Here is a 22,263-nt window from a genome sequence, read left to right on the forward strand (position 1 = left end):
ATTTTAGGGTATTTCACTGAAGAGTGAGTACCGGGAACCTTTACTTCCTTTGACAGACTTGTCATTATAGAAAGTTATTTTAAGGAGGAATACAATGACAACTCTGTTCACTGTATTAGTGATCTTAGTGTTCGTTGCATTGCTTGTGGCATTCTATCAAATGCAAAAAAGACATGTGAAATTTTCTAATCGTGTATTTGCGGGATTAGGCGCCGGAATTATTTTTGGCGGAATTTTACAATTACTTTTAGGTAATGGTAGTAAGGTCATTTCTCAAGCGATGGAATGGATCGGGATCGTTGGTAATGGTTATATTTCTTTATTACAAATGTTGGTTATGCCCCTAGTATTTATTTCAATCGTTGGTGCTTTTACCAAAATGAAATCCAGCAAGAAGCTCGGTAAGATCAGTGCGAATGTGTTAGTTACACTATTAGCTACAACCGCAATCGCTGCTTTGATCGGAATTTTGGCTGTTATGGTCTTTGGACTAGATGGCGCGACATTTACTAAGGGAGCTGCAGAAACTGCTCGAATCAAAGAATTGGCGGATCGCCAAACAATGGTTCAAAACTTCTCAATCCCGCAACAAATTCTATCCTTCATACCAACCAATGTTTTTGCTGATTTTGCAGGCACTCGTCCAACTAGTACGATTGGTGTGGTAATTTTTGCGGCTTTTGTTGGCATCGCCTTTTTAGGAGTACGTCGTAAAGCACCAAAAGAAGCAGAATTTTTTGCGAATCTGATTGACAGTCTATATAAAATCGTTATGCGTATCGTAACATTAGTGTTGCGCTTAACTCCATATGGTGTTTTCGCATTAATGACGAATGTTTTAGCAACGAGTGATTTTGAAGCAATTGTTAACTTAGGTAAATTTATTTTGGCTTCTTATAGTGCATTGATTGTTGTGCTTTTAGTACATTCTGTGATTCTCTTAGGTGTCAAAGTAAATCCGATCAATTTCTTTAAGAAAGCTTTTCCAGCGTTAAGCTTTGCGTTTACTTCCCGTTCAAGTGCCGGAACTTTGCCGATGAACATTGAAACGCAAACGAAAGCATTAGGTGTTGACGAAGCGACAGCAAACTTTGCTGGCAGCTTTGGTATCTCGATTGGTCAAAACGGCTGTGCCGGTGTTTATCCCGCTATGCTTGCGACAATCGTAGCACCAACTGTTGGTGTGAATGTTTTTGATTTGAAATTTATCGTGATGTTGATCGCTATCGTAACTATCAGCTCATTTGGTGTAGCTGGTGTCGGTGGTGGTGCGACTTTCGCTTCATTAATTGTACTGGGTGCTATGAACTTGCCTGTAGCTATCGTTGGATTAGTAATCTCTGTTGAACCAATGATCGATATGGCTCGTACAGCTGTGAATGTTAGCGGCAGTATGGTAGCAGGTGTCGTAACTAGTGAGCGAATCCATGAGTTGAACCGCGATATCCTACATGACGAAAATGCTTCAATTGAAGTGAATTCATAATTATTTGAAAGGCTTGGCTAGCGCGACCAAGCCTTTTTTGGTACACTTTTTTTGATATTATAAGTTCAAAATAACGGAATGATTGAATAAGGAGCGAAATGATTTGTTTAATGAAGAGGTCAAAGTAATTTTATATGCTAATGATGTAAAGAAAGCTAGTTCTTTTTGGCAAAGTTTAGGTTTTGTGGAAATTAGTTTTGAGGAATTGGACGGTTCACAGGTTGCCGAAGTGGCTATGAGCAAAAACAGCACTACCCATTTAGTAATCTATGATCGTGCTTTTATTGAGAAAAATGACGACGAAGCGACTGAGCCATCACCAGCTTTGATTTTTGGCAGTGATGATGTGGTTGCTTTGTACAAAAAATTACAAACTATCGACGTGCAGTTAGGAGATTTAGCGCAAATCGGTGAGGAGTATGTATTCAATTTTGTTGATGCGGATGGGAATTACTTTGTCGTTTCAGGAAGATAACGGAGGCCTTGGTTGGAAGGGGCGGAGATAAATGAAACAAGTTTTTGTGATTGGTGACATTCATGGTGAATACGAGCTGTTTCAGGAGATTTTAAAAAAGTTTCAACCAGATAAACAGCAGTTGATTTTGATTGGCGATTTGAATGATCGAGGCCGTAAAAGCAAGGATTGTTGGTTATTAGCTATGGAACTGGTAGAAAAATATCAAGCGGTGTATTTACGGGGCAATCACGAACAATATTTTCTGGAATTTATGGAGAGTCCTGAAGATTGGTTTCCAAGCTATTTGTATAATGGCGGTAAGGAAACGATCGAAAGTTTGCTGCACAAAGGTGCGACTGAGGAGTATTCACCAACGGAGATTGCCATGATGATTCGCAGTCGCTACAAGAAATTGCTGGAATTTTTGAATGAGCGACCGTTATATTGCGAGTGGGGAGATTATCTTTTTGTTCATGCTGGTGTAGATTTAACAAAAGATTGGCATGAAACTTCTGTACAAGATTTTTTATGGATTCGCGAGCCGTTCCATGAGGGCAAAAATAATACTGGGAAAACAATAGTTTTTGGTCATACGATAACGCCTATGCTGTATGGCGATATGCAGACCACAGCTCTTTGGCAATCTGATGGGAAAATCGGCATTGACGGAGGTGCGGTCTTTGGCGGAAGTCTCCATGGCGTAGTTTTTGATAATTCCGGTATCGTTCACGATTATGAGATTCCAAATACGAGGGGACCATGGCAGCCTGATTTTTGATACCAAGCGGGATTCGAGGGAATCTCGCTTTTTTTCTGCAGCCTATTGCTTAATTTCTTGCATAATGACATAGTATTTTTTATATACTTTAAAAAGGAATCAATATCTTACAAGAGAATCTTTTTGAGATGAGTTAGGATAAGCTGAGAAGGGGGACGATTATGTCAGAAACAGTGAAGGGACATTTATCTGCCAGTTTGACTATTTTTATTTGGGCATTGACTTTTATTTCTACCAAAGTTCTGCTACAGGCTTTTTTACCGATTGAAATTCTATTTATTCGCTTTTTAATCGGCTTTATCGTCTTGACGGTGATTTCCAGAAAAGTTTTGAAATTTAAGGGTTGGCAGGAAGAATTTTATTTTATGATCGCCGGTTTGTTTGGAGTATTTCTTTATTATTATTTAGAAAACGTTGCTTTAACCTATACGCTGGCAATGAATGTTGGAATCATCGGGTCAGTAAGTCCGTTCATGACTGCATTGATCAGCCGTTTCATATTAAAACAGGGACAGATTCCTAGGTTGTTTGTTTTAGGCTTTGTTTGTTCAATGATCGGTATCTCATTGATTAGCTTCTCGGGAACCTTGAATGTTCATCCGATTGGTGACGGATTGGCTTTGATTGCGACTGTTTGCTGGGCATCGTATTCTTTGATTATTAAAAAAATCAGCGAATTTGGCTACAGTACGATCGCGACAACACAGCGCATTTTCTTTTATGGTCTGCTGTTTATGCTGCCAGTTTTATTTTTTAGTGTGGATTCATTTGATGTTGCTCGCTTTAGTGAGACAGTAAATTTGGGGAATCTATTGTTCTTAGGCGTAGGTGCATCGGCCTTATGCTTTGTTACGTGGAATTTTTCAGTGAAAAATCTCGGCGCTGTTAGGGCAACGGTTTATATTTATTCGATTCCCATGTTGACAACATTAGCGTCTGTGTTGATACTGGGAGAAACCTTGACCATCAAGTCAGCATTTGGAATTTTATTGACACTAACTGGTTTGGTTCTATCCGAACTGCCCAACCTTTTGCGTCAAAGAAAAAGAATAAGGTAACGCTTTTCGCTCACTTCCTCAGGTTGTGAGTTTTTTCGTTTTAGCGAATGAAGCAATCTTAGCGGATATATGATAAAATAAATAGGATTTTGGATGAAATGAGGAATGGAAATGGCAGAAGGTTTAAACCAAGAAATCATTCAACTATTGAATAAAGAATTGACGGATTATCGTCCGCAGCAAATCAAAGTTGTATTAAATTTATTAAATGAAGGTAATACGGTTCCGTTTATTGCTCGTTATCGAAAAGAAATGACGGGAACGCTGGATGAAGTACAGATCCGTGAGATTGAAGAGCGTTACAATTATTTGGAAAATTTGGAGAAGCGTAAACAAGAAGTCTTGCGCTTAATTGATGAACAAGGAAAATTGACTGAAGAATTGGCACAAAAAATCCAGCAAGCAGTCAAAGTCCAAAAAGTTGAAGACCTATATCGTCCTTATAAGCAAAAACGCCGGACCAAAGCGACGATTGCTAAGGAAAACGGCTTAGAGCCTTTAGCAGAATATCTACTGAGTTTTCCAGAATCTGGCGATGTTTATGCTAAAGCTGGAGAATTCATCGGAGAAAATGTTGCAAGTGCCGAAGAAGCTTTACAAGGAGCGCACGAGATCGTTGCTGAGCAAATCAGCGACAATCCAGATTTTCGGACATGGGTTCGCACCTTTACGAAGAACAAAGGGGTCTATCAAAGCAAAGTTAAGGATGCTGATAAAGATGAAAAAGGCGTCTATGAAATGTATTATGATTTTGCCGAGCCGATCAATAAAATGGTTTCGCACCGAGTATTAGCTTCTAATCGCGGCGAAAAGGAAGAAATTTTAAAGGTTTCCATTCTGGTGGAAGAAGAAAAAATCTTTGATTATTTGGAACGTCATTTGGTGGCAAACAATCGGTCAATCACAGTTGAATTTGTGCGTGAAGCTTATAAGGATAGCTATAAACGTTTTATCGGACCAGCGATTGAACGGGAAATTCGTAATGAATTAACAGAAGATGCCGATGAACAAGCAATCAATATTTTTGGTGAAAACTTACGTAATCTATTATTGCAGCCACCACTGAAAGGAAAGGTTGTATTGGGCTTTGACCCAGCTTATCGTACTGGATGCAAAATAGCAGTTGTCGATGAAACTGGAAAAGTTTTAGCTATCGAGGTGATCTATCCTCATAAACCGGCTCCGCAAGCAAAACGTCAGGCTGCAGGCCCTGCGTTCCAAACACTGATCAAAAAACATGGTGTAGAGATGGTAGCAATCGGAAATGGTACAGCTAGTCGTGAATCTGAATTATTTGTAGCAGAACAATTGAAACAAATTCAACAAGAGGTATTCTATGTAATCGTCAATGAAGCTGGCGCATCAGTTTATTCTGCCAGCGATATTGCGCGGACGGAATTTCCTGATCTGCAAGTTGAAGAACGGAGTGCGGTCAGCATCGCGCGACGTCTACAAGATCCATTATCAGAATTGGTTAAAATTGATCCGAAAGCGGTCGGCGTTGGTCAATATCAGCATGATGTTTCCCAAAAACGTTTATCTGAAAGATTAGATTTTGTAGTGGAAACGGCCGTGAACCAAGTTGGTGTAAACGTTAATACAGCCAGTCCGCAGCTTTTACAATATGCGTCAGGTCTGAACAAGACAACTGCGCAAAATATCGTAAACTACCGGGAAGAAAACGGCGCTTTTACTTCACGCCCACAGTTGAAGAAAGTTCCGCGCTTAGGACCAAAAGCTTATGAACAAGCGATTGGGTTCTTGCGGATTCCAGGCGCAAAAAATATCTTGGATACGACTGCGATTCACCCGGAAAGCTACGCAAGTGCAAAAGAAATCTTGGCATTGGCTGACGTTGATTTGAAGTCATTAGGTTCAGCAGAAGCAACAGAAAAAATCAAGGCGCTGCAATTGAATCAATTACAACAAGAGCTTGAGGTCGGCAAAGAAACGATCAAGGATATTTTACAGGCGCTGCTTCAGCCTGGACGCGATATGCGCGATGAAATGCCGGCACCGTTATTAAGACAAGATGTATTATCAATGGAAGATTTAAAACCAGGAATGGAATTGCAGGGTACAGTACGAAATGTGATCGATTTTGGTGCTTTTGTCGATATTGGTGTAAAACAAGATGGTTTAGTTCATATTTCAAAATTGAGCAAAAAATATGTCAAACATCCGACAGATGTCGTATCCGTTGGTGATGTGGTAACCGTTTGGGTCGAAGGCGTCGATGTGAAAAAAGGACGCATCAGTTTGACAATGATTCAAAGTGATAAAAATGACTAATCAAGAATTACAGGCTCTAGTCGAAAAGATCTCGCAAGAATCTTTTCGACAGCCGTTTTGTCATAAAGCCAGCTTTAATCAACGATTGAAAACCACAGGTGGACGCTATCATCTGAAAAGTCATGACTTAGACTTCAATCATCTAGTATTTGAAAAATATGGTGTGGAAGAATTGGCCAAAGTAATCAAGCATGAGCTTTGTCATTATCATTTGCACATGGCGGGTCGCGGCTATCAGCATAAAGATCGAGAATTTAAGCAGTTATTGAAAAAAACTGGTGGCTCCCGTTTTACACCGCCGCTGGTAACGATGACTTACCAAGTTTATCTATGTGAGAAATGTGGTCAAGAGGTCAAGCGTCGTCGGAAACTCGATACAAAAAGATACGTATGCGGAGATTGTCTGGGAAAACTTAAATTTTTGAAGACAATTGAAGCCTAACTGCATCAAAGCTGCAGGGAGAATAAAAGATTGCTATTTTTGCTGATTTATATGATAATGTGAACCGCAAACAATTTTGTACATATAAGGAAGAGGATTAAATGAATAATAAAGATACGCTTTATCATTTTGTTGGAATCAAGGGTTCAGGTATGAGCTCGCTAGCTTTGGTTTTACATGAAAAAGGCTACGATGTACAAGGTTCTGACGTCGAAAAATATTTTTTTACACAACGTGATTTAGAAAAAGCCGGCATTACTATTTTGCCATTTGACAAAGACAATATTAAAGAAGGCATGACGATCATTCAGGGAAATGCCTTTCCAGATACCCACGAAGAAATTGCTCGGGCAAAAGAATTAGGTCTAGAGATCGTACGTTACCATGATTTCATTGGACAATTTATTCAGCCTTATACAAGCATTGCCGTGACCGGTTCACATGGGAAGACTAGCACGACGGGCTTATTGGCTCACGTATTAAATGGTTTAGCACCGACGAGTTATCTGATTGGGGATGGAACAGGGCATGGTGTTCCCGATGCGAAATTCTTCGCGTTTGAGGCATGTGAATATCAACGTCATTTTCTTGCCTACGCTCCTGATTATTCAATCATGACGAACATCGATTTCGACCATCCAGATTACTTCAAGAGTATCGACGATGTATTCGAAGCGTTTCAGACATTGGCTTCACAAGTTAAAAAAGGCATTTTCGCTTATGGCGATGATGAATATTTACGTAAGCTAAAAGCGGATGTTCCGATTTATTATTACGGATTATCCGAAAATGATGACGTTCAAGCACGCAATATCGTTCGCACTACGAATGGTTCAGCTTTCGATGTCTATCATAAAGAAAAATTCATCGGACGCTTCGCCGTTCCGTCATTTGGCAAACACAATATTTTAAATGCTTTATCTGTAATCGCAGTGGCTTACTTTGAAGGGTTAGATATGGATAAGGTCAAAGAAGAAATGTTGACTTTCTCTGGCGTAAAACGCCGCTTCACTGAAAAGAAAGTTGCCGACATGATTATCGTTGATGATTATGCGCATCATCCAGCTGAAATCAAAGCAACGATCGATGCTGCTCGTCAAAAATATCCCGAAAAAGAATTGATCGCGGTATTCCAACCGCATACCTTTACTCGGACGATCGCTTTGATGGATGAGTTTGCTGAGGCTTTAGATCGAGCAGACAAGGTGTATCTATGCGATATTTTCTCATCTGCTCGGGAAACAGCCGGCGATGTAAAAATTGAAGACTTAGGAGAAAAGATTCAAAAAGGCGGACAAGTAATCAAAGAAGAAAACATGTCTCCATTATTAGATCATGAGAATGCAGTAGTGATCTTTATGGGTGCCGGCGATGTTCAAAAATTTGAACGTGCCTATGAAAATCTTTTAAGCAACACAACACGTAATGTATTATAAATAAAAGAAGAAGGGTTCGGACATTTTTTGTCAGGGCCCTTCTTTCTAACCTAAGAAACGCTTTTTAACTTTAGAATTCTTTATACTAGATATGTACAAACTTGTGTTTTACTTACGTTCTGATAAAATAATGGATAGAACATAATACGGAGGGAATGAATTTGTATAATATGAAGGCTCGGAAAATAGGCAAAACGATTGACGAGATTGAGGAAGGTGACTCGTTATCGTTAACGGAATCGATCGAAGATAATCAGATTCTTTTATACTTAGGTTTGACAAATGATGCGAATCCTTTGTACATCCAACACGACTACGCGAAAGAAACTGAGTATGAGCAACCGCTTGTGCCATCGATCATGCTGATGGGAATCATAACAAGTGCGATTTCTAAACATTTACCAGGACCGGGTTCTCACGTTGTGAACTTCTCGATCAATTTTATTGATCCAGTTTTTCACTATGAAACATTGACCTTTGAGTTTGAAGTAATCAAAGTAGATAAAATGAAAGATGTCGTTACTATTTCTGTGGAAGCAGTGGAAGCTACTGACAATGAAGAGAAACGTATCTTGGATGCTGTGGTAATGGTAAAACCGCCGCAAGCACACATAGGAGATGAGATAAATGAATAATCAAGAAACTCAAGTTTACGGATTGAATCGTTTTTACGGAAAAATCTACGCGTTCCTCGCTTTAGGTATTGGAATCAGCGCAGTAATTTCATACATGGCTTTAGGACCATGGGCTTATCAAGTTGCAAGCTTCATCAATAATTTTCCGTTAGGCTTCTGGGGAATCTGGATCGCAGAGATTGCGCTGGTTATTTTTCTTGGCGCAAAAGCTCAAAAGAATCCAACATTAGCACTTAGCGGCTTTATCGTATATTCAGCTTTGAACGGCGTGACTTTGGCTGTCACACTAGCAATGTATGATTTGGGTACTGTAACGCAAGCATTTGTGACTGCATCGGCAACATTTTTAGTCATGTCGCTTGTCGGTTCATTTACGAAACGCGATTTATCGGGAATGGGACGCGCGGCTCTAAGCTGCTTGTTGGGAATTATCATTGCAATGCTATTAAACGTCTTTGTATTACACAGCAGTGCAGTTGATTTCTTTATTTCTATTTTAATGGTAGTGATCATGTCGGGTATCACAGCTTATGACAATCAAATGATCCGTAAAATTTATCATGGAACGAATGGTGAAGCCGGAAATGGCGTGGCTGTCTTTATGGCCCTGCAGCTTTACTTGGACTTCATCAACCTGTTCATTTCATTCTTACGAATTTTTGGAAACAGCAAATAGAGGCGAATATTCGTCTCTATTTTTTTTGGATACGTCTTTATGATAAGAATCCTGAAAAAATCGGCTGCATTCTTTTCATTTCGTTCGATACTTTGTTAAAATGAAGCGTGAAGGTTTAGTGAGTTTTCTTATTTTGCTATTTTATTTAACTGAGGGTATACGAGAAAAAATATATTAATTGGAATTAGGAGTCGAAGCTATGAGTGAAAAAAAATTATTATTAGTAGACGGAAACAGTGTTGCGTTCCGTGCTTTTTTTGCCCTGCATAATTCTTTGGAGCGTTTTAAAAATAAAAATGGTTTGCACACCAATGCAATTTATGCGTTTAACAATATGTTTGAAAATGTAATGGATCGGGAAAAACCGACTCACGTATTAGTCGCTTTTGATGCGGGAAATACGACTTTTCGGACAGCGATGTATTCTGAATACAAAGGCGGTCGTTCAAAAACGCCGGGAGAATTCCGTGAGCAGATGCCTTATTTACGCGAATTATTAGTCGGTTTAGGCGTAAAGCACTATGAATTAGATAATTATGAAGCCGATGATATTATCGGAACATTGGCCCATCGTGGAGCAGAAGAAGGGTTCGATGTAGTCGTTCTATCTGGTGACCGTGACTTGACGCAGTTAGCGACAGATAAAATCAAGGTCGATATCACAGTAAAAGGTGTTAGTGAAATCGAATCCTACACACCTGAACATGTGGCGGAAAAATATGATGGCTTGACCCCTAATCAAATTATCGATATGAAGGGCTTGGCTGGGGATACATCAGATAATTATCCGGGTGTAACAAAGGTCGGAGAAAAAACTGCGATCAAATTATTGAAGCAATTCGGCAGCGTCGAAGGTGTTTACGAAAATATCGATGAACTGAAGAAAAGCAAAATGAAGGAGAACTTGATCAATGATAAAGATCAGGCTTTTCTTTCAAAAGAATTAGCAACAATTAAATTGGATGCACCTGTCGATATTTCAATTGATGAACTAGTTTATAACGGAAAAGATTTAGACAAGCTGGTTCCTTTCTTTAAGGAGATGGATTTCAAAGGCTTCTTAAGTAAACTGAATGTTGAAGAAGAGGAAGTTGAACTAGAAGATATTACATTTGACGTAGTTGATGAGTTTACTGAGGACATGTTCAGTGCGGATTCTGCCTTATATGTTGAGATGTTGGAAGATAATTACCATCTATCAGATATCGTTGGTGTGGCATGGGGGACGAAAGAAAAAATCTATGTGAGCAATGAATTAGCGCTATTTGAGAGTGCTGTCTTTAAAAAGTGGTTAGAAACTGCCAACGGTAAAAAAGTTTATGATGCAAAACGCACCTATGTGGCGCTAAATCGCTATATTACTAAAACAGAGGGAATCAACTTTGACGTTTTGTTGGCTGCTTATCTGTTAGATACGAATGACAACAGCAACGATATTGCTGGGGTAGCACAGTATTATGGTTACACAGAAATCCAAACGGACGAACAAATCTACGGCAAAGGCGCTAAAAAAGGCTTGCCGGAAGATGATGAAGTATTCTTTGGTCATTTGGCACGTAAGATTAAAGCGATCCATTTCTTGAATGATAAACTAGAAAGCGAATTAGAAGAAAAGAAACAAGACAATTTATTCTATCAAATGGAACTACCGCTTTCTCGGATTCTAGCAGAAATGGAGATTGCCGGGATTACTGTCGATGCGCAACGCTTACAAGCAATGCGAGGAGAATTCTCAAAGCGATTACAGGAAATCGAGCAAAAGATTTATCAAGAAGCCGGCGAAAAGTTTAACATCAATTCGCCTAAACAACTGGGTGTCATCCTATTTGAAAAAATGCAGCTGCCAGTAATTAAAAAGACAAAAACCGGTTATTCGACTGCTGTAGATGTTTTAGAACAGTTGCGAGAGCAAGCGCCGATCGTGGAGCATATTTTAGATTATCGGCAACTTGCTAAGATTCAATCAACGTATGTCGAAGGATTGCTGAAAGTGATCCAAGGTGACAATAAAATTCATACGCGTTATATCCAAACACTGACTCAAACAGGCCGCTTAAGTTCTGTTGATCCAAACTTGCAAAATATTCCGATTCGTTTGGAGGAAGGGCGGAAAATTCGTCAGGCGTTTGTTCCGCGAGATGAGAACTGGCTGATCTATTCTTCCGATTACTCGCAAATCGAATTACGCGTTTTAGCTCATATTTCTGGTGACGAACATTTGAAGCAAGCGTTCCGTGATGGGATGGACATCCATACTAGTACTGCAATGCGTGTTTTCAATGTTTCTGAAGAAGAAGTAACGCCGAATATGCGTCGAAACGCGAAAGCCGTTAACTTTGGGATTGTGTATGGTATTTCTGATTATGGTTTGTCACAAAACTTGGGAATCACTCGTAAAGCAGCTCAAGAGTATATCGATACCTATTTTGAGAACTATCCAGATGTGAAACGCTATATGGAAGAAAGTGTACGCGAAGCAAAAGACAAAGGCTATTCAGCAACCTTATACAATCGCCGACGCTATTTGCCGGACATCAATGCTCGTAATTTCAATCTGCGTTCATTTGCAGAACGAACGGCTATCAACACGCCGATCCAAGGAAGTGCGGCAGATATTTTGAAATTAGCGATGATTGAAATGGCTAAGCGTCTGAAAGAAGAAAAGCTGCAGGCGACAATGTTATTACAAGTACACGATGAACTTGTTTTTGAGGTGCCAGAGAGCGAATTAGAGCAATTAGATAAGCTGGTTAAAGAAGTAATGGAAAACACTGTTCATTTAGATGTGCCATTATTGACAGATAGCAATTGGGGAAAAACTTGGTACGAAGCGAAATAAAGTAAAGCTGGAAGAAATTCCAGCTTTTTTGCCAGTTAATTACTTTAAAGAATGAAAACGATGCTAGTGAAACTAGTCCAGTTTTGTATTGCAAAACAAATCATTTCTTGCTTTTTCCGAAAAATGATAACGTAAATATGAACACGCTGTTCACTATTTAAGTATGCAGCAAGTTCAAAAGAATCAATAAATTAATGAGAGTTAGGATGATAGATATGCCGGAATTGCCAGAGGTTGAGACGGTCAGAAAAGGCTTGGTTTCTTTAGTTAAGGGGAAGACCATTGCAAAAATAGATGTTTATTGGCCGCGAATTATTGAGTTTCCCGAAGTTGAAATTTTTCAGCAGCAATTGGTTGGCGAGACCATTGAAACGGTGGAACGACGCGGGAAATATTTGATTTTTCAATTTACTCATTGCGAAATGGTCTCCCATTTACGGATGGAAGGAAAATATGAATATTTTAATGAACCCACACCGTTAGATAAGCATAGCCATGTACGGTTTATTTTTACAGATGGGACGGAGCTGGTTTATCATGATGTGCGAAAATTTGGACGCATGGCCTTATTAAAAAAAGGAACTGCAAACGAGTATAAGGGATTAATGCAGCTAGGACCGGAACCAACGGACGCAGATTTTAACTTAGCCGATTTCAAAGAGCAGCTAAAAAATTCTTCGACGATGATCAAGACTCTATTATTGAATCAAAAAGTTGTAGCAGGATTAGGAAATATTTATGTTGATGAAGTTTTATGGTTGGCAAAAATCCATCCAGAACAGCCTGCGAATACGCTGAGTGCTCAAACTGTGCGACGCTTGCGAGAAGCAATCATCGAGGTGATCACAAAAGCTAAAGAAGCTGGCGGAACGACGATTCGAACCTATTTAAATGCACTAGGAGAAGCTGGTCATTTCCAACAAGAGCTGCATGTATATGGTCAGACGGGGACTCCTTGTTCGCGTTGTGGAACACCAATCATTAAAATAAAAGTTGCTCAAAGAGGAACGCATCTTTGTCCCCATTGTCAGAAATTAAAGAAGGTGTAACGATGAGTTTTGTACTAGGTATCACTGGCGGAATCGCCAGCGGAAAATCGACAGTTGTAGATTTTTTCAGAGCAAAGGGTTTTCCAATCGTAGATGGTGATATTGTGGCACGAGAAGTAGTCGAACCAGGAACAGAAGGCTTGAAGGCATTGGAAAAAGCTTTCGGTTCAGAGATTATAGAAAAAACAGGTGGTTTAGATCGCAAAAAATTAGGCGCGCTCATTTTCCATGATGAGGAAAAAAGAAACCTGTTAAATAAAACGCTCGATCCTTTTATTCGCGGAGAAATCAAACGACAAACGGAAGAAGCGAAAAAGTCAAATGACTTGGTAATTGTCGATGTACCGTTGTTGTATGAAGGAAAGTACGAAGTGATGATGGATAAAGCGGCCGTGGTCTATGTCACACCGGAAATCCAACTAAACCGCTTGATGGCAAGAAATAAGTTGACTAAAAAAGAAGCCTTAGAACGAATCAACAGTCAGCTTTCATTAAATGAAAAAAAAGAACGAGCCGATATTCTTATCGATAATTGCGGCTCACAAGAAACAACGCGCCAGCAAGTGCTTGATTGGCTAAAAGAAAATAAATATGTTTCTTAAAGAATTCAGCGTCGTAGCCTTACGACGCTTTTTTTAGCGCGCTGGTTATGGTAAACTCATGTTATATAAACAGATAATTTTTTTCTTTCTACAAACTTTTGTTTTTAAAAAATTATTCTATATAACAAAAAAGATTTCACGTTTAACAAGTGAATTTAGTCAATATTAGGAAAGTGTGGGTGAAATTATGCGTTGTCCAAGATGTAATCATAATAATTCTCGAGTAATTGATAGTAGACAAACTGATGACGGGCGAGCGATTCGCCGTCGTAGAGAGTGTGAAAGCTGCGGATTCCGATTTACAACCTTTGAACGGATCGAGGCAGCACCTTTATTAGTCGTTAAACGTAATGGGGACCGTGAAGAGTTCAACCGCGACAAGATTTTACGCGGATTGATTCGTTCTGCCGAAAAACGTCCAGTAGCAATGGAACAGATGGAGCAAATCGTGGATCGAGTAGAAAATCGTGTCCGCAGCATGGGTGAAAATGAGATTCCGACAAGTCAAATCGGTGAATTTGTCATGGAAGATTTAATGGAAGTTGATGAAATCGCCTATATCCGTTTTGCGAGTGTTTATCGCCAGTTTAAAGATATGTCTGTGTTCTTGAAGGAATTACAGGAGATCGTTGATAAAGCGAAATCAACGGATGAAGAGTAGGAGGCATTTTAAGTGGCAGAAGAACTAAAACCCAGCACCTTTTATACGGTCTATGGTGAGCCACAGCTTGATCAAAGTAAACAAGATGCTTTACTGTATTTATATCAACCGATCATAGGAAATGCTGCATTGAGTCTGTATTTGACTTTGATGAGTGATATTACGTTAGAAGGTAAAAGTCCCGGTTTGATGCACACCGATTTATTGGCGGCCGTTGATACTGGGTTAATGAATCTAGTGAAGGCGCGAGAACAGCTCGAAGGCATTGGTTTATTAGAAGCCTACGAAAAGACCGATAGTGAGATCGGTTTGAGCTTGATTTATCAATTGCGTCTGCCGCTTGGACCCAAAAAATTCTTTCAAGACCCTTTGATGGCCTATTTGCTGATGGATAAAGTTGGAAAGCGCCGTTATGAACGACTAGTTGAACGTTTTAAACCTAACAGTTTTGAAAAAGGCACAGCGAAAAGCATCACCAAACGTTTTCGTGATGTTTATCGCTTCGACGAAACAGCTTTTGCCAGTCATAGCGAGGCTTTAGAACAAACACAAGAAGAATTTGCTGACAAATCAGATTTTGATTGGTCATTATTCACACAACAATTGAAACGCTTCAGCTTGATTTTGACTTTGGAAGAGCGGGAGAAACTGCAGACATTTCAAACTTTGTACGGATTGAATGAACTAGATTTAGCAGAATATGTCGCCAAAGCCAGTGCCGGTGAAAAAGCAGGACTGAACTTCAATTACTTGCGTCAGCTGATCAATAAAGAAAAACGTCCGAATGTTGCTGCTGCTCCTAAAGAAACACCAGCAGAGAGTTCGACAAATGGCAGTAATTTTTCGCCGCAGGAACTAGAAATTATCGCCCAAAGTAAAAAAATTGCACCAGTTACTTTTTTACGTGCGATTAAACGAGAGAAGGGCGGATTCGAGACTAATACGGAAGTCCGTTTATTGGAAGAGCTGATTGGTCGTAATTTATTACCCAAAAGTGTGATTAATATTATTATCAACTATATTTTGGTAATCCAAAATCAGGCGGTTATCAATGCAAACTATTTAAATGCGATCGCCAATGACTGGGCGCAGAAGAAAATCGCGACTCCAGAAGCAGCGATCACCCATGTGCGGGAAAACAGTCAAAAATTGGTTCGCAAACCGCAAGCAAGCCGACCAGCTTATCAAAAACGCGGAGCTGGAAGAAAAGAGGCTTTGCCAGAGCATATCAAGCAGCCGCCGCAAGAAAAGAAATTAACACCCGAAAAAGAAGCAGAACTAAACCGTAAGTTAGCGGAATATTTGAGTAAAGAAGGTGACGATTGATGGAAGATGTAGGAAAAGAATTGAATCGCATCATTAGAAGCCGTGGGGTCGATGGTCGTTACCGCCAAATGATGGAGGAGATTTTGGCCGACCAAGATGTTCGTCAATTTATTGAAGAGCACAAAGAAAAACTAACTCAGGAAGATATCGAAAAATCCTTTGCTAAGCTCTATGAGTTTGTCCAAGAGAAGAAGAAATATTTGGCAGGCGATTCCTCGATGATTGCACCCGGTTATGAACCGCAATTAAGTCTTAATTTTCATTTTATCGATGTGACTTATGTTCCGACTGATGAGTTGCTTAGAGTAAAACGCGAAGAAGAGATTCGTAATCGTGTGAACTCATTAGATATGCCAAAGGATATTCGCAAAGCTTCTATTCGGACATTCGAAGTTACTTCCGGCCGCAGCGAAGCTTTGGAAGCGTCACTGGATTTTATCAATCAATACGAAGCAAGTCCCAAAATGTTTCATAAGGCATTGTTTTTAGTTGGTGATTTTGGTGTCGGCAAAACGTATCTATTAGGAGCTGTTGCCCATGAACTGGCTGTCAAAGGCTTTGAAACAACGCTCTTGCATTTTCCAACCTTTGCTGGTGAAATGAAGCAGGCAATATCGAATGATAAAGTCGGTCCTAAGCTGGATGAAGTGAAGCGTGCGCCGATTTTAATGATCGACGACATTGGCGCGGACTCGATGAGCGCCTGGATTCGTGATGAAGTTTTAGGTGTGATCTTGCAGCATCGGATGCAGGAGCAATTGCCGACGTTCTTTTCTTCTAATTTCAATATGAATCAGTTGGAGCAGCACTTGTCTGTTACGCAACGAGGAGATGAAGAACCATTAAAGGCTAAACGCATCATGGAACGTATCCGCTATTTAAGTAAGGAAATTTGGGTGATTGGTGAAAATCGCCGAAATGGTTAAAAAAAGAAAATTCTCTTAGAAAAAGGAAAACGCCCTATTAAAAAGCGCTGTCATTTAGCTCTTTTTAGGGGGCGCTTTTTTTAAGGAGTGTTATAATCAATTTTAGGATGTGAAAAAATGAACGCCAAAGATTTATCGCTTCGTTTACAAAAAGCAGCAGAATTTGTACCGCAGGATGCGCGTCTAGCCGACATCGGCTCGGACCATGCCTATTTACCGGTTGCTTTGATGCTGCAAGAAAAAATTTCGTATGGTATCGCCGGTGAAGTTGTTGTCGGTCCGTATGAATCTGCCAAAAGGCAAGTTGCCAAAAATGGATTAGAAAAATCAATTGATGTTCGCTTAGCCGATGGACTTGAAGCCGTAGAGTTGAGTGATCAAGTTTCCGCTATTACCATTTGCGGAATGGGCGGTGTACTGATCCGCGATATTTTACAGCGCGGGAAAGATACAAATCGTTTATCAGGAAAAGAACGGCTGATTTTGCAGCCGAATGTTGGTGAGCGTCAATTACGACAATGGCTGGTAAATGAACATTATACGATTACCCATGAAGCCATTATTGAAGAAAATAATAAAGTGTATGAAGTAATCGTAGCTGACAAACTTTCAGAGGCTCCTGAGTATTCAGCTAAAGAGCTCTTTTTTGGACCAATGCTATTAAATGATAAAAATGCTGTTTTCATTGCGAAGTGGCAGCACAAATTAGAAAAAAGCGAAAAGATCCTAGCGAGCTTGCACCAAAGTGATCAGGATGTCGCTGAAAAAATTCAAGAAATTGCACAAGAAATTGAATGGATCAAGGAGGTACTTGCAGATGCAGGGAAGTGAATTTATCCAACGTTTTAAGCAGTATTGCCCTGAGTGGTTAGCTGAAGAAGGCGATCCAGTCGGGCTGCATATCGGCACTTTGAATAAAACGGTCGATCGGATCGTGATGAGTTTAGATGTTCGCCCGGCAGTTGTTGAAGAAGCGATCGCTAAGAAAATCGATTTGCTGATCGTGAAGCATCCGCCGATTTTTCGTCCCGTTTCACGTTTAACAACGGATGACGTTCAAACGAAAATGTACGCTGATTTAATCAAACACGACATTGCTGTTTATGCGGCGCATACAAATATGGATATCATCCATAATGGATTGAATGATTGGTTCTGCGAGGCTTTAGACGTTTTTGATACGGATTATCTAATTCATACTCATACTGTAAAAATGAAAAAGCTTGCGGTCTATGTGCCTCAAACTGATGCGAAAGCAATGCGTGAAGCATTAGCAAAAGCGGGTGCAGGCGAACAAGGGAATTATCAAGCGACCTCATTCACGGTAAATGGAACTGGACGTTTCACCCCGACGAGTGCAGCGATACCTGCGATTGGTTCGGCTAATGTGCCGGAACAGGTTCAGGAAAGTAAAATCGAAGTGATCTTTCCAGAAACAAAACAAGCCGAAGTTGAATCAGCGATGTTAGCAGCGCATCCTTATGAGGAGCCGGCTTATGATATTTATCAGCTTGATAATCTCGCTGAAAACTACGGGATTGGACGTGTCGGAGAGTTAAAAGAAGCGATGCCGACTGAAGATTTTATCACAAAAGTCAAAAAAACGTTCGATTTGGAAGGTTTACGTGTGATTTATCCTCATAATGAAAAGAAAATGATCAAACGAGTCGCGATTTGCGGCGGCAGCGGAGAGAAATTTTATCGCGATGCTATAGCTGCGAACGCTGACGTTTATATTACTGGAGATGTTTATTATCATACTGCTCATGATATGCAGGAGACCGGTATGCTGGTAATTGATCCGGGGCATTACATTGAGTCGCTTTGTAAAGAAAAAATGGTGGCTCTATTTAATCAATGGAAAAATGAAGAGGACTGGAAGGTTGATTTCTTCGTGTCTGAGACTTCCACCAATCCTTTTTCATTTAAATAATTAGCATTAAAGGAGAGAGTAAGATGTACGAAAATTTATTACCGCGTTTTTTAAACTATGTTAAGACAGAAACTCGTTCTGATGCGACAAGCACCACAACACCAACAACTCAAACACAGGTAGCTTTTGCTCATGAGCTGATGAAAGAATTAGAAAAAATCGGCATGAAAGATATTACTTATAATGAGACTAATGGCTATGTGATTGCGACTTTGCCAAGCAACCTTGACAAAGAAGCGCGGACTATCGGATTCATCTCTCACATGGATACCGCAGATTTCAATGCTGAAGGTGTCAACCCGCAAATCGTTGAAAATTATGATGGCGAATCAACCATCAAATTAGACGCTGATGGAAAATATACATTAAATGTCAAAGATTTCCCTAACTTGAAAAATTATGCCGGTCAAACATTGATCACAACAGATGGTTCAACATTACTTGGCTCTGATGACAAGTCTGGAATCGCTGAAATCATGACCGCGATGGAACACTTGATTAATCATCCTGAAATCAAACACGGCGAAGTACGTGTCGGCTTTGGTCCCGATGAAGAAATCGGTATCGGTGCTGATAAGTTTGATGTTGACCAATTCAAAGCAGATTTTGCCTATACAATGGATGGCGGACCAATCGGTGAATTGCAATTCGAAACATTCAGTGCAGCACAAGCTGAAATTACGATGCATGGTAAAAACGTTCACCCAGGTACAGCTAAGAACACGATGATCAATGCGCTGCAAATGGCGATTGATTTCCATAATCAATTACCTGAAGACGAACGTCCAGAAAACACAGATGGTCGCCAAGGCTTCTATCATTTACTTGCTTTAGACGGAAATGTGGAAGAAGCGAAAATGACTTATATCATCCGTGACCATGTTCGCGAAAAATTTGAAGCACGGAAACAAATGATTACGGATATCCAAGCAAAAATAAACAGCCAATTTGATGAAGAACGTGTGGAAATAAACATGTATGATCAATACTACAACATGGGGGAAATCATCGAGAAGGATATGAGCGTCATCGACCTAGCGAAAGGTGCGATGGAAGAAGTCGGTGTTACACCAACTATTGAACCAATTCGCGGCGGTACTGACGGTTCTAAGATTTCTTTCATGGGTCTTCCTACACCAAACATTTTTGCTGGTGCTGAAAACATGCATGGACGCTTTGAATTTGTTTCATTACAAACGATGGAAAAAGCCGTTGACGTGATTGTGAAGATCATTGAAAACAATGCTAAATAGTTTTATTTCGAAAAAGCTTTGAGGAAACTTGAAGCTTTTTCTTTTTTTGCTCATTCGCATGTGGTAGGCTATAGCAATAAAGAGAAATGATATAGATTTATTGCTATTTAAGAAATAAAGTCATTTATCGGAATTAGGAGTTTTTTAAAAATGAACCTATCAATCAATCGTAAATTGATTCTAAATATCTTGTTGTTTGTTGTAATGATCGGTGTAATTATTTTTGTGATCCGTGATTCATTAAGCGATATTTTTACTGAGCTTGGCAGAACTTCTTTACCGGTGCTTTTAGGTGTGACCGGATTGGGATTACTTAGTCAGGTAATCGAAGGATATACTATCAAAAATATTGCTGGAGAGTTTAATCCAGACTTTACTGTTCGCGATGGTTTTTTTGCATCGGCATACGCGACCTTTTATCGGGTCGTTACTTTCGGAACGGGTTCAATCGTATCTGAGGTGATCTATTATCATAAGAAGGATCTGAGGTACTCTGAAGGGACAGGGACGAGTGCTTTGCGGATGGTCACCTACAAAATTGCCCTGATGATTTGGGCTTTGTTCTTCTTAGTCGTGAAAAGCAATGCGATTCAAGCGCATATTGCCAATGGGATTTTTTTGGTGCTTGCCGGGATTCTGGTGACTTTGCTGATTATCTCAGCTCTATTAGTTTTGAGTTTGAATATCAATGCCCAAGTGTTGCTGGTGATTATTTGTAATCGGCTGTTCAAAAGTCAAAAGCTGCGGAATATTGTGGATCAGGTGAACAATCAAGTCTATTCTTTACGAGGAGCAATCAAAACTTTTATTCAGGATCGAAATGCGGTTCTTCGTGTCTTTTGTTCAAATATGGCAAAATTGGTTGTATGGTATTCGCTGCCGTTCTTTATTTTAGTAAAAGATTATCCTGATATCGATCTGTGGTTGACGGTGGCATTGATCAGCTTTACGGTGATTATCGGAGGAATTTTACCAGCACCGGGAGGAATCGGCGGCTTTGAATTTGTTTATGTACTATTATTCCGACATGTTGTTGGGAAAGTCGATGCGGTGTCTTCTTTGCTGCTATACCGCTATGCTACGTATTTATTGCCATTTCTGATCGGTATGATTTACGTGCTCTTCAATAAGCAGCGTCAAATCAATCATGAAATTAAAGAAGCAAAAAAAGAAGTGAACGACTGATTTCGTTGACTTCTTTTTTTGTCAAAATTTCTATATTCGTTATCTAGTAATGTACAACCAGTTTGCCGATCATAGTATCTTCTTCGACAAATCGGTGGGCTTGATAGAAGACTCTAGGTGAAAACCCAGGAATAATCTTGGTCAAGGTACTCTTGATTTTTTTCTCCTGCATCAGTTGAACGAGGAGTTCTAAAATCGCTCCTTGTGAGGCGATATTATGATCATAGTCGGTCTTAGCAAACATGTATTCCCAATCAAAGCTGCCGGATTTATTTTTCAATTTCGCCAAATTCAAGTCTTTATTTGTTCCAACGATCGAGCCAAGATGACCAAAAGGCTCAAGCAGGTCGCTCATTTCATCAAAGTAGCGATCGGTTGAATGTAGGATCAAAATATAAGGCAATGATTGGTAACCGATTTTCTTTAATTGTTTAGTCAGATCCTTATGATGATCGATAATATGGTCAGCGCCCATTTTTTCTGACCACTCCTTGCTTTCTTTGCGAGAGGCAGTAGTGATCACAGTTAGCCCAGCCCATTTTGCTAACTGGGTAGCTACTGATCCGACACCGCCAGCACCATTGATGATCAGGATCGATCCTTCATTCTGTCCTTCTTGAGGTGTTAAGCCCATTTTTTCAAACAACATTTCATAAGCAGTTATAAAGGTTAATGGCATCGCTGCTGCTTCGTCGGTTGAGATTCCGCCGGGCACCTTTGCGACGATTCGAGAATCGACCACTTGTCTATTGCTATAACTACCGAATCGTGTCGTTGTACCGGCAAATAATACCCGATCACCAATCTCGATATTTTTTACGTCACTGCCTAAATGAGACACAATACCCACGCTGTCAAAACCTAAGATATGGGGTTTTGGTATACTTTTGCTGTCTTGTCTCAGTTTTGTATCTACTGGATTGATCGAAACAGCCAGATTCCTTACAACAAGATCAAATTTATTTAATTTAGGCAGCATGACTTCATATTTTTCAAAATGGTTTCCATCCTTAAGTTGAAATCCTCTTTCAAATCCGATTACGCGAGAAATCATCGAATCACTCTCCTTATTTATCCTAAAGCCCTCATCCTTTTTTAGTGAAAGATGAGCTTGATTTTCACGTTTTTATAATAATCCAGTTAGCATTTTACAGCTCATCTTATAAAAAATTGATGTGCTATAACGTAAATATACTAACTGTCGTCTTATTAGTAATGAAAGAATTGTA

At 39.8% G+C, this 22,263-nt stretch carries 20 protein-coding genes; 19 read left to right on the forward strand and 1 reads right to left on the reverse strand.

The window, feature by feature from the left end; translation table 11 throughout:
* The first annotated feature begins 94 nt into the window (after nucleotides 1-94).
* The 19 genes from FFR60_RS18685 (at nucleotide 95) to FFR60_RS18775 (ending at nucleotide 21,034) form a co-directional block, all read left to right on the forward strand.
* Nucleotides 95-1,486, forward strand: a complete 1,392-nt coding sequence (locus FFR60_RS18685) for an L-cystine transporter (protein WP_088932699.1) — start codon at nucleotides 95-97, stop codon at nucleotides 1,484-1,486.
* A gap of 103 nt (nucleotides 1,487-1,589) precedes the next feature.
* Nucleotides 1,590-1,961 carry a VOC family protein gene (locus FFR60_RS18690; protein WP_137665322.1) on the forward strand — a complete coding sequence of 124 codons (372 nt, stop codon included), beginning with the start codon at nucleotides 1,590-1,592 and terminating at the stop codon, nucleotides 1,959-1,961.
* 31 nt (nucleotides 1,962-1,992) lie between these two features.
* Nucleotides 1,993-2,721, forward strand: coding sequence for a metallophosphoesterase family protein (locus tag FFR60_RS18695; RefSeq protein WP_137665323.1), 729 nt, complete (start codon nucleotides 1,993-1,995; stop codon nucleotides 2,719-2,721).
* 161 nt (nucleotides 2,722-2,882) lie between these two features.
* Nucleotides 2,883-3,779: a DMT family transporter gene (locus FFR60_RS18700; RefSeq protein ID WP_088932696.1), complete on the forward strand. Its 897-nt coding sequence runs from the start codon at nucleotides 2,883-2,885 to the stop codon at nucleotides 3,777-3,779.
* 111 nt (nucleotides 3,780-3,890) lie between these two features.
* Nucleotides 3,891-6,071, forward strand: a complete 2,181-nt coding sequence (locus FFR60_RS18705; protein ID WP_137665324.1) for a Tex family protein — start codon at nucleotides 3,891-3,893, stop codon at nucleotides 6,069-6,071.
* Nucleotides 6,064-6,513, forward strand: a complete 450-nt coding sequence (locus FFR60_RS18710; RefSeq protein WP_137665325.1) for a SprT family protein — start codon at nucleotides 6,064-6,066, stop codon at nucleotides 6,511-6,513. Before FFR60_RS18705 ends, FFR60_RS18710 begins: the two co-directional genes overlap by 8 nt.
* A 101-nt stretch (nucleotides 6,514-6,614) precedes the next feature.
* Complete coding sequence (gene murC, locus FFR60_RS18715; RefSeq protein ID WP_088932693.1) at nucleotides 6,615-7,949, forward strand: UDP-N-acetylmuramate--L-alanine ligase; 1,335 nt, start codon at nucleotides 6,615-6,617, stop codon at nucleotides 7,947-7,949.
* Nucleotides 7,950-8,104: 155 nt separating this feature from the next.
* The gene (locus FFR60_RS18720) at nucleotides 8,105-8,584 is read left to right on the forward strand and encodes a MaoC family dehydratase (protein WP_088932689.1); all 480 of its coding nucleotides are present in this window, start codon (nucleotides 8,105-8,107) and stop codon (nucleotides 8,582-8,584) included.
* Entirely contained in the window at nucleotides 8,577-9,260 is a 684-nt protein-coding gene (locus FFR60_RS18725; RefSeq protein ID WP_088932688.1) for a Bax inhibitor-1/YccA family protein, read from the forward strand. Before FFR60_RS18720 ends, FFR60_RS18725 begins: the two co-directional genes overlap by 8 nt.
* A gap of 199 nt (nucleotides 9,261-9,459) precedes the next feature.
* Nucleotides 9,460-12,099 carry a DNA polymerase I gene (polA, locus tag FFR60_RS18730; RefSeq protein ID WP_137665326.1) on the forward strand — a complete coding sequence of 880 codons (2,640 nt, stop codon included), beginning with the start codon at nucleotides 9,460-9,462 and terminating at the stop codon, nucleotides 12,097-12,099.
* A gap of 215 nt (nucleotides 12,100-12,314) precedes the next feature.
* A complete protein-coding gene (mutM, locus tag FFR60_RS18735; RefSeq protein ID WP_137665364.1) occupies nucleotides 12,315-13,148 on the forward strand; it encodes a DNA-formamidopyrimidine glycosylase in 834 nt (277 codons plus the stop codon).
* A gap of 2 nt (nucleotides 13,149-13,150) precedes the next feature.
* Nucleotides 13,151-13,750, forward strand: coding sequence for a dephospho-CoA kinase (coaE, locus tag FFR60_RS18740; protein ID WP_137665327.1), 600 nt, complete (start codon nucleotides 13,151-13,153; stop codon nucleotides 13,748-13,750).
* Between the two features lie 187 nt (nucleotides 13,751-13,937).
* Nucleotides 13,938-14,411, forward strand: a complete 474-nt coding sequence (gene nrdR, locus FFR60_RS18745) for a transcriptional regulator NrdR (RefSeq protein ID WP_088932687.1) — start codon at nucleotides 13,938-13,940, stop codon at nucleotides 14,409-14,411.
* A gap of 12 nt (nucleotides 14,412-14,423) precedes the next feature.
* Nucleotides 14,424-15,737, forward strand: a complete 1,314-nt coding sequence (locus tag FFR60_RS18750; RefSeq protein ID WP_137665328.1) for a DnaD domain protein — start codon at nucleotides 14,424-14,426, stop codon at nucleotides 15,735-15,737.
* Nucleotides 15,737-16,663 (forward strand): primosomal protein DnaI, encoded by a 927-nt coding sequence (gene dnaI, locus FFR60_RS18755; protein WP_088932685.1) that lies wholly within the window; start codon nucleotides 15,737-15,739, stop codon nucleotides 16,661-16,663. Before FFR60_RS18750 ends, dnaI begins: the two co-directional genes overlap by 1 nt.
* Before the next feature lie 117 nt (nucleotides 16,664-16,780).
* Complete coding sequence (locus tag FFR60_RS18760) at nucleotides 16,781-17,494, forward strand: tRNA (adenine(22)-N(1))-methyltransferase (protein ID WP_137665329.1); 714 nt, start codon at nucleotides 16,781-16,783, stop codon at nucleotides 17,492-17,494.
* Nucleotides 17,475-18,596: a Nif3-like dinuclear metal center hexameric protein gene (locus FFR60_RS18765; RefSeq protein ID WP_371853746.1), complete on the forward strand. Its 1,122-nt coding sequence runs from the start codon at nucleotides 17,475-17,477 to the stop codon at nucleotides 18,594-18,596. Before FFR60_RS18760 ends, FFR60_RS18765 begins: the two co-directional genes overlap by 20 nt.
* 23 nt (nucleotides 18,597-18,619) lie before the next feature.
* The gene (gene pepT, locus FFR60_RS18770) at nucleotides 18,620-19,849 is read left to right on the forward strand and encodes a peptidase T (protein ID WP_137665331.1); all 1,230 of its coding nucleotides are present in this window, start codon (nucleotides 18,620-18,622) and stop codon (nucleotides 19,847-19,849) included.
* 150 nt (nucleotides 19,850-19,999) lie between these two features.
* Complete coding sequence (locus tag FFR60_RS18775; protein ID WP_088932681.1) at nucleotides 20,000-21,034, forward strand: lysylphosphatidylglycerol synthase transmembrane domain-containing protein; 1,035 nt, start codon at nucleotides 20,000-20,002, stop codon at nucleotides 21,032-21,034.
* Between the two features lie 43 nt (nucleotides 21,035-21,077).
* Here FFR60_RS18775 and FFR60_RS18780 read toward each other — a convergent pair whose 3' ends face one another.
* Entirely contained in the window at nucleotides 21,078-22,088 is a 1,011-nt protein-coding gene (locus FFR60_RS18780) for a zinc-binding alcohol dehydrogenase family protein (protein ID WP_137665332.1), read from the reverse strand.
* Between the last annotated feature and the right edge of the window lie 175 nt (nucleotides 22,089-22,263).

It is taken from the genome of Enterococcus hulanensis, assembly GCF_005405485.1.
Taxonomy (GTDB): Bacteria; Bacillota; Bacilli; order Lactobacillales; family Enterococcaceae; genus Enterococcus_A; species Enterococcus_A hulanensis.

Excerpts from the sequence above, each read along its gene's own strand:
- FFR60_RS18685 (WP_088932699.1), top strand. The coding sequence starts at position 95 with ATGACAACTCTGTTCACTGTATTAGTGATCTTAGTGTTCGTTGCATTG.
- FFR60_RS18695 (WP_137665323.1), top strand. The coding sequence starts at position 1,993 with ATGAAACAAGTTTTTGTGATTGGTGACATTCATGGTGAATACGAGCTG.
- FFR60_RS18700 (WP_088932696.1), top strand. The coding sequence starts at position 2,883 with ATGTCAGAAACAGTGAAGGGACATTTATCTGCCAGTTTGACTATTTTT.
- FFR60_RS18705 (WP_137665324.1), top strand. The coding sequence starts at position 3,891 with ATGGCAGAAGGTTTAAACCAAGAAATCATTCAACTATTGAATAAAGAA.
- FFR60_RS18710 (WP_137665325.1), top strand. The coding sequence starts at position 6,064 with ATGACTAATCAAGAATTACAGGCTCTAGTCGAAAAGATCTCGCAAGAA.
- murC (WP_088932693.1), top strand. The coding sequence starts at position 6,615 with ATGAATAATAAAGATACGCTTTATCATTTTGTTGGAATCAAGGGTTCA.
- FFR60_RS18720 (WP_088932689.1), top strand. The coding sequence starts at position 8,105 with ATGAATTTGTATAATATGAAGGCTCGGAAAATAGGCAAAACGATTGAC.
- FFR60_RS18725 (WP_088932688.1), top strand. The coding sequence starts at position 8,577 with ATGAATAATCAAGAAACTCAAGTTTACGGATTGAATCGTTTTTACGGA.
- polA (WP_137665326.1), top strand. The coding sequence starts at position 9,460 with ATGAGTGAAAAAAAATTATTATTAGTAGACGGAAACAGTGTTGCGTTC.
- mutM (WP_137665364.1), top strand. The coding sequence starts at position 12,315 with ATGCCGGAATTGCCAGAGGTTGAGACGGTCAGAAAAGGCTTGGTTTCT.
- coaE (WP_137665327.1), top strand. The coding sequence starts at position 13,151 with ATGAGTTTTGTACTAGGTATCACTGGCGGAATCGCCAGCGGAAAATCG.
- nrdR (WP_088932687.1), top strand. The coding sequence starts at position 13,938 with ATGCGTTGTCCAAGATGTAATCATAATAATTCTCGAGTAATTGATAGT.
- dnaI (WP_088932685.1), top strand. The coding sequence starts at position 15,737 with ATGGAAGATGTAGGAAAAGAATTGAATCGCATCATTAGAAGCCGTGGG.
- FFR60_RS18760 (WP_137665329.1), top strand. The coding sequence starts at position 16,781 with ATGAACGCCAAAGATTTATCGCTTCGTTTACAAAAAGCAGCAGAATTT.
- pepT (WP_137665331.1), top strand. The coding sequence starts at position 18,620 with ATGTACGAAAATTTATTACCGCGTTTTTTAAACTATGTTAAGACAGAA.
- FFR60_RS18775 (WP_088932681.1), top strand. The coding sequence starts at position 20,000 with ATGAACCTATCAATCAATCGTAAATTGATTCTAAATATCTTGTTGTTT.
- FFR60_RS18780 (WP_137665332.1), bottom strand. The coding sequence starts at position 22,088 with ATGATTTCTCGCGTAATCGGATTTGAAAGAGGATTTCAACTTAAGGAT.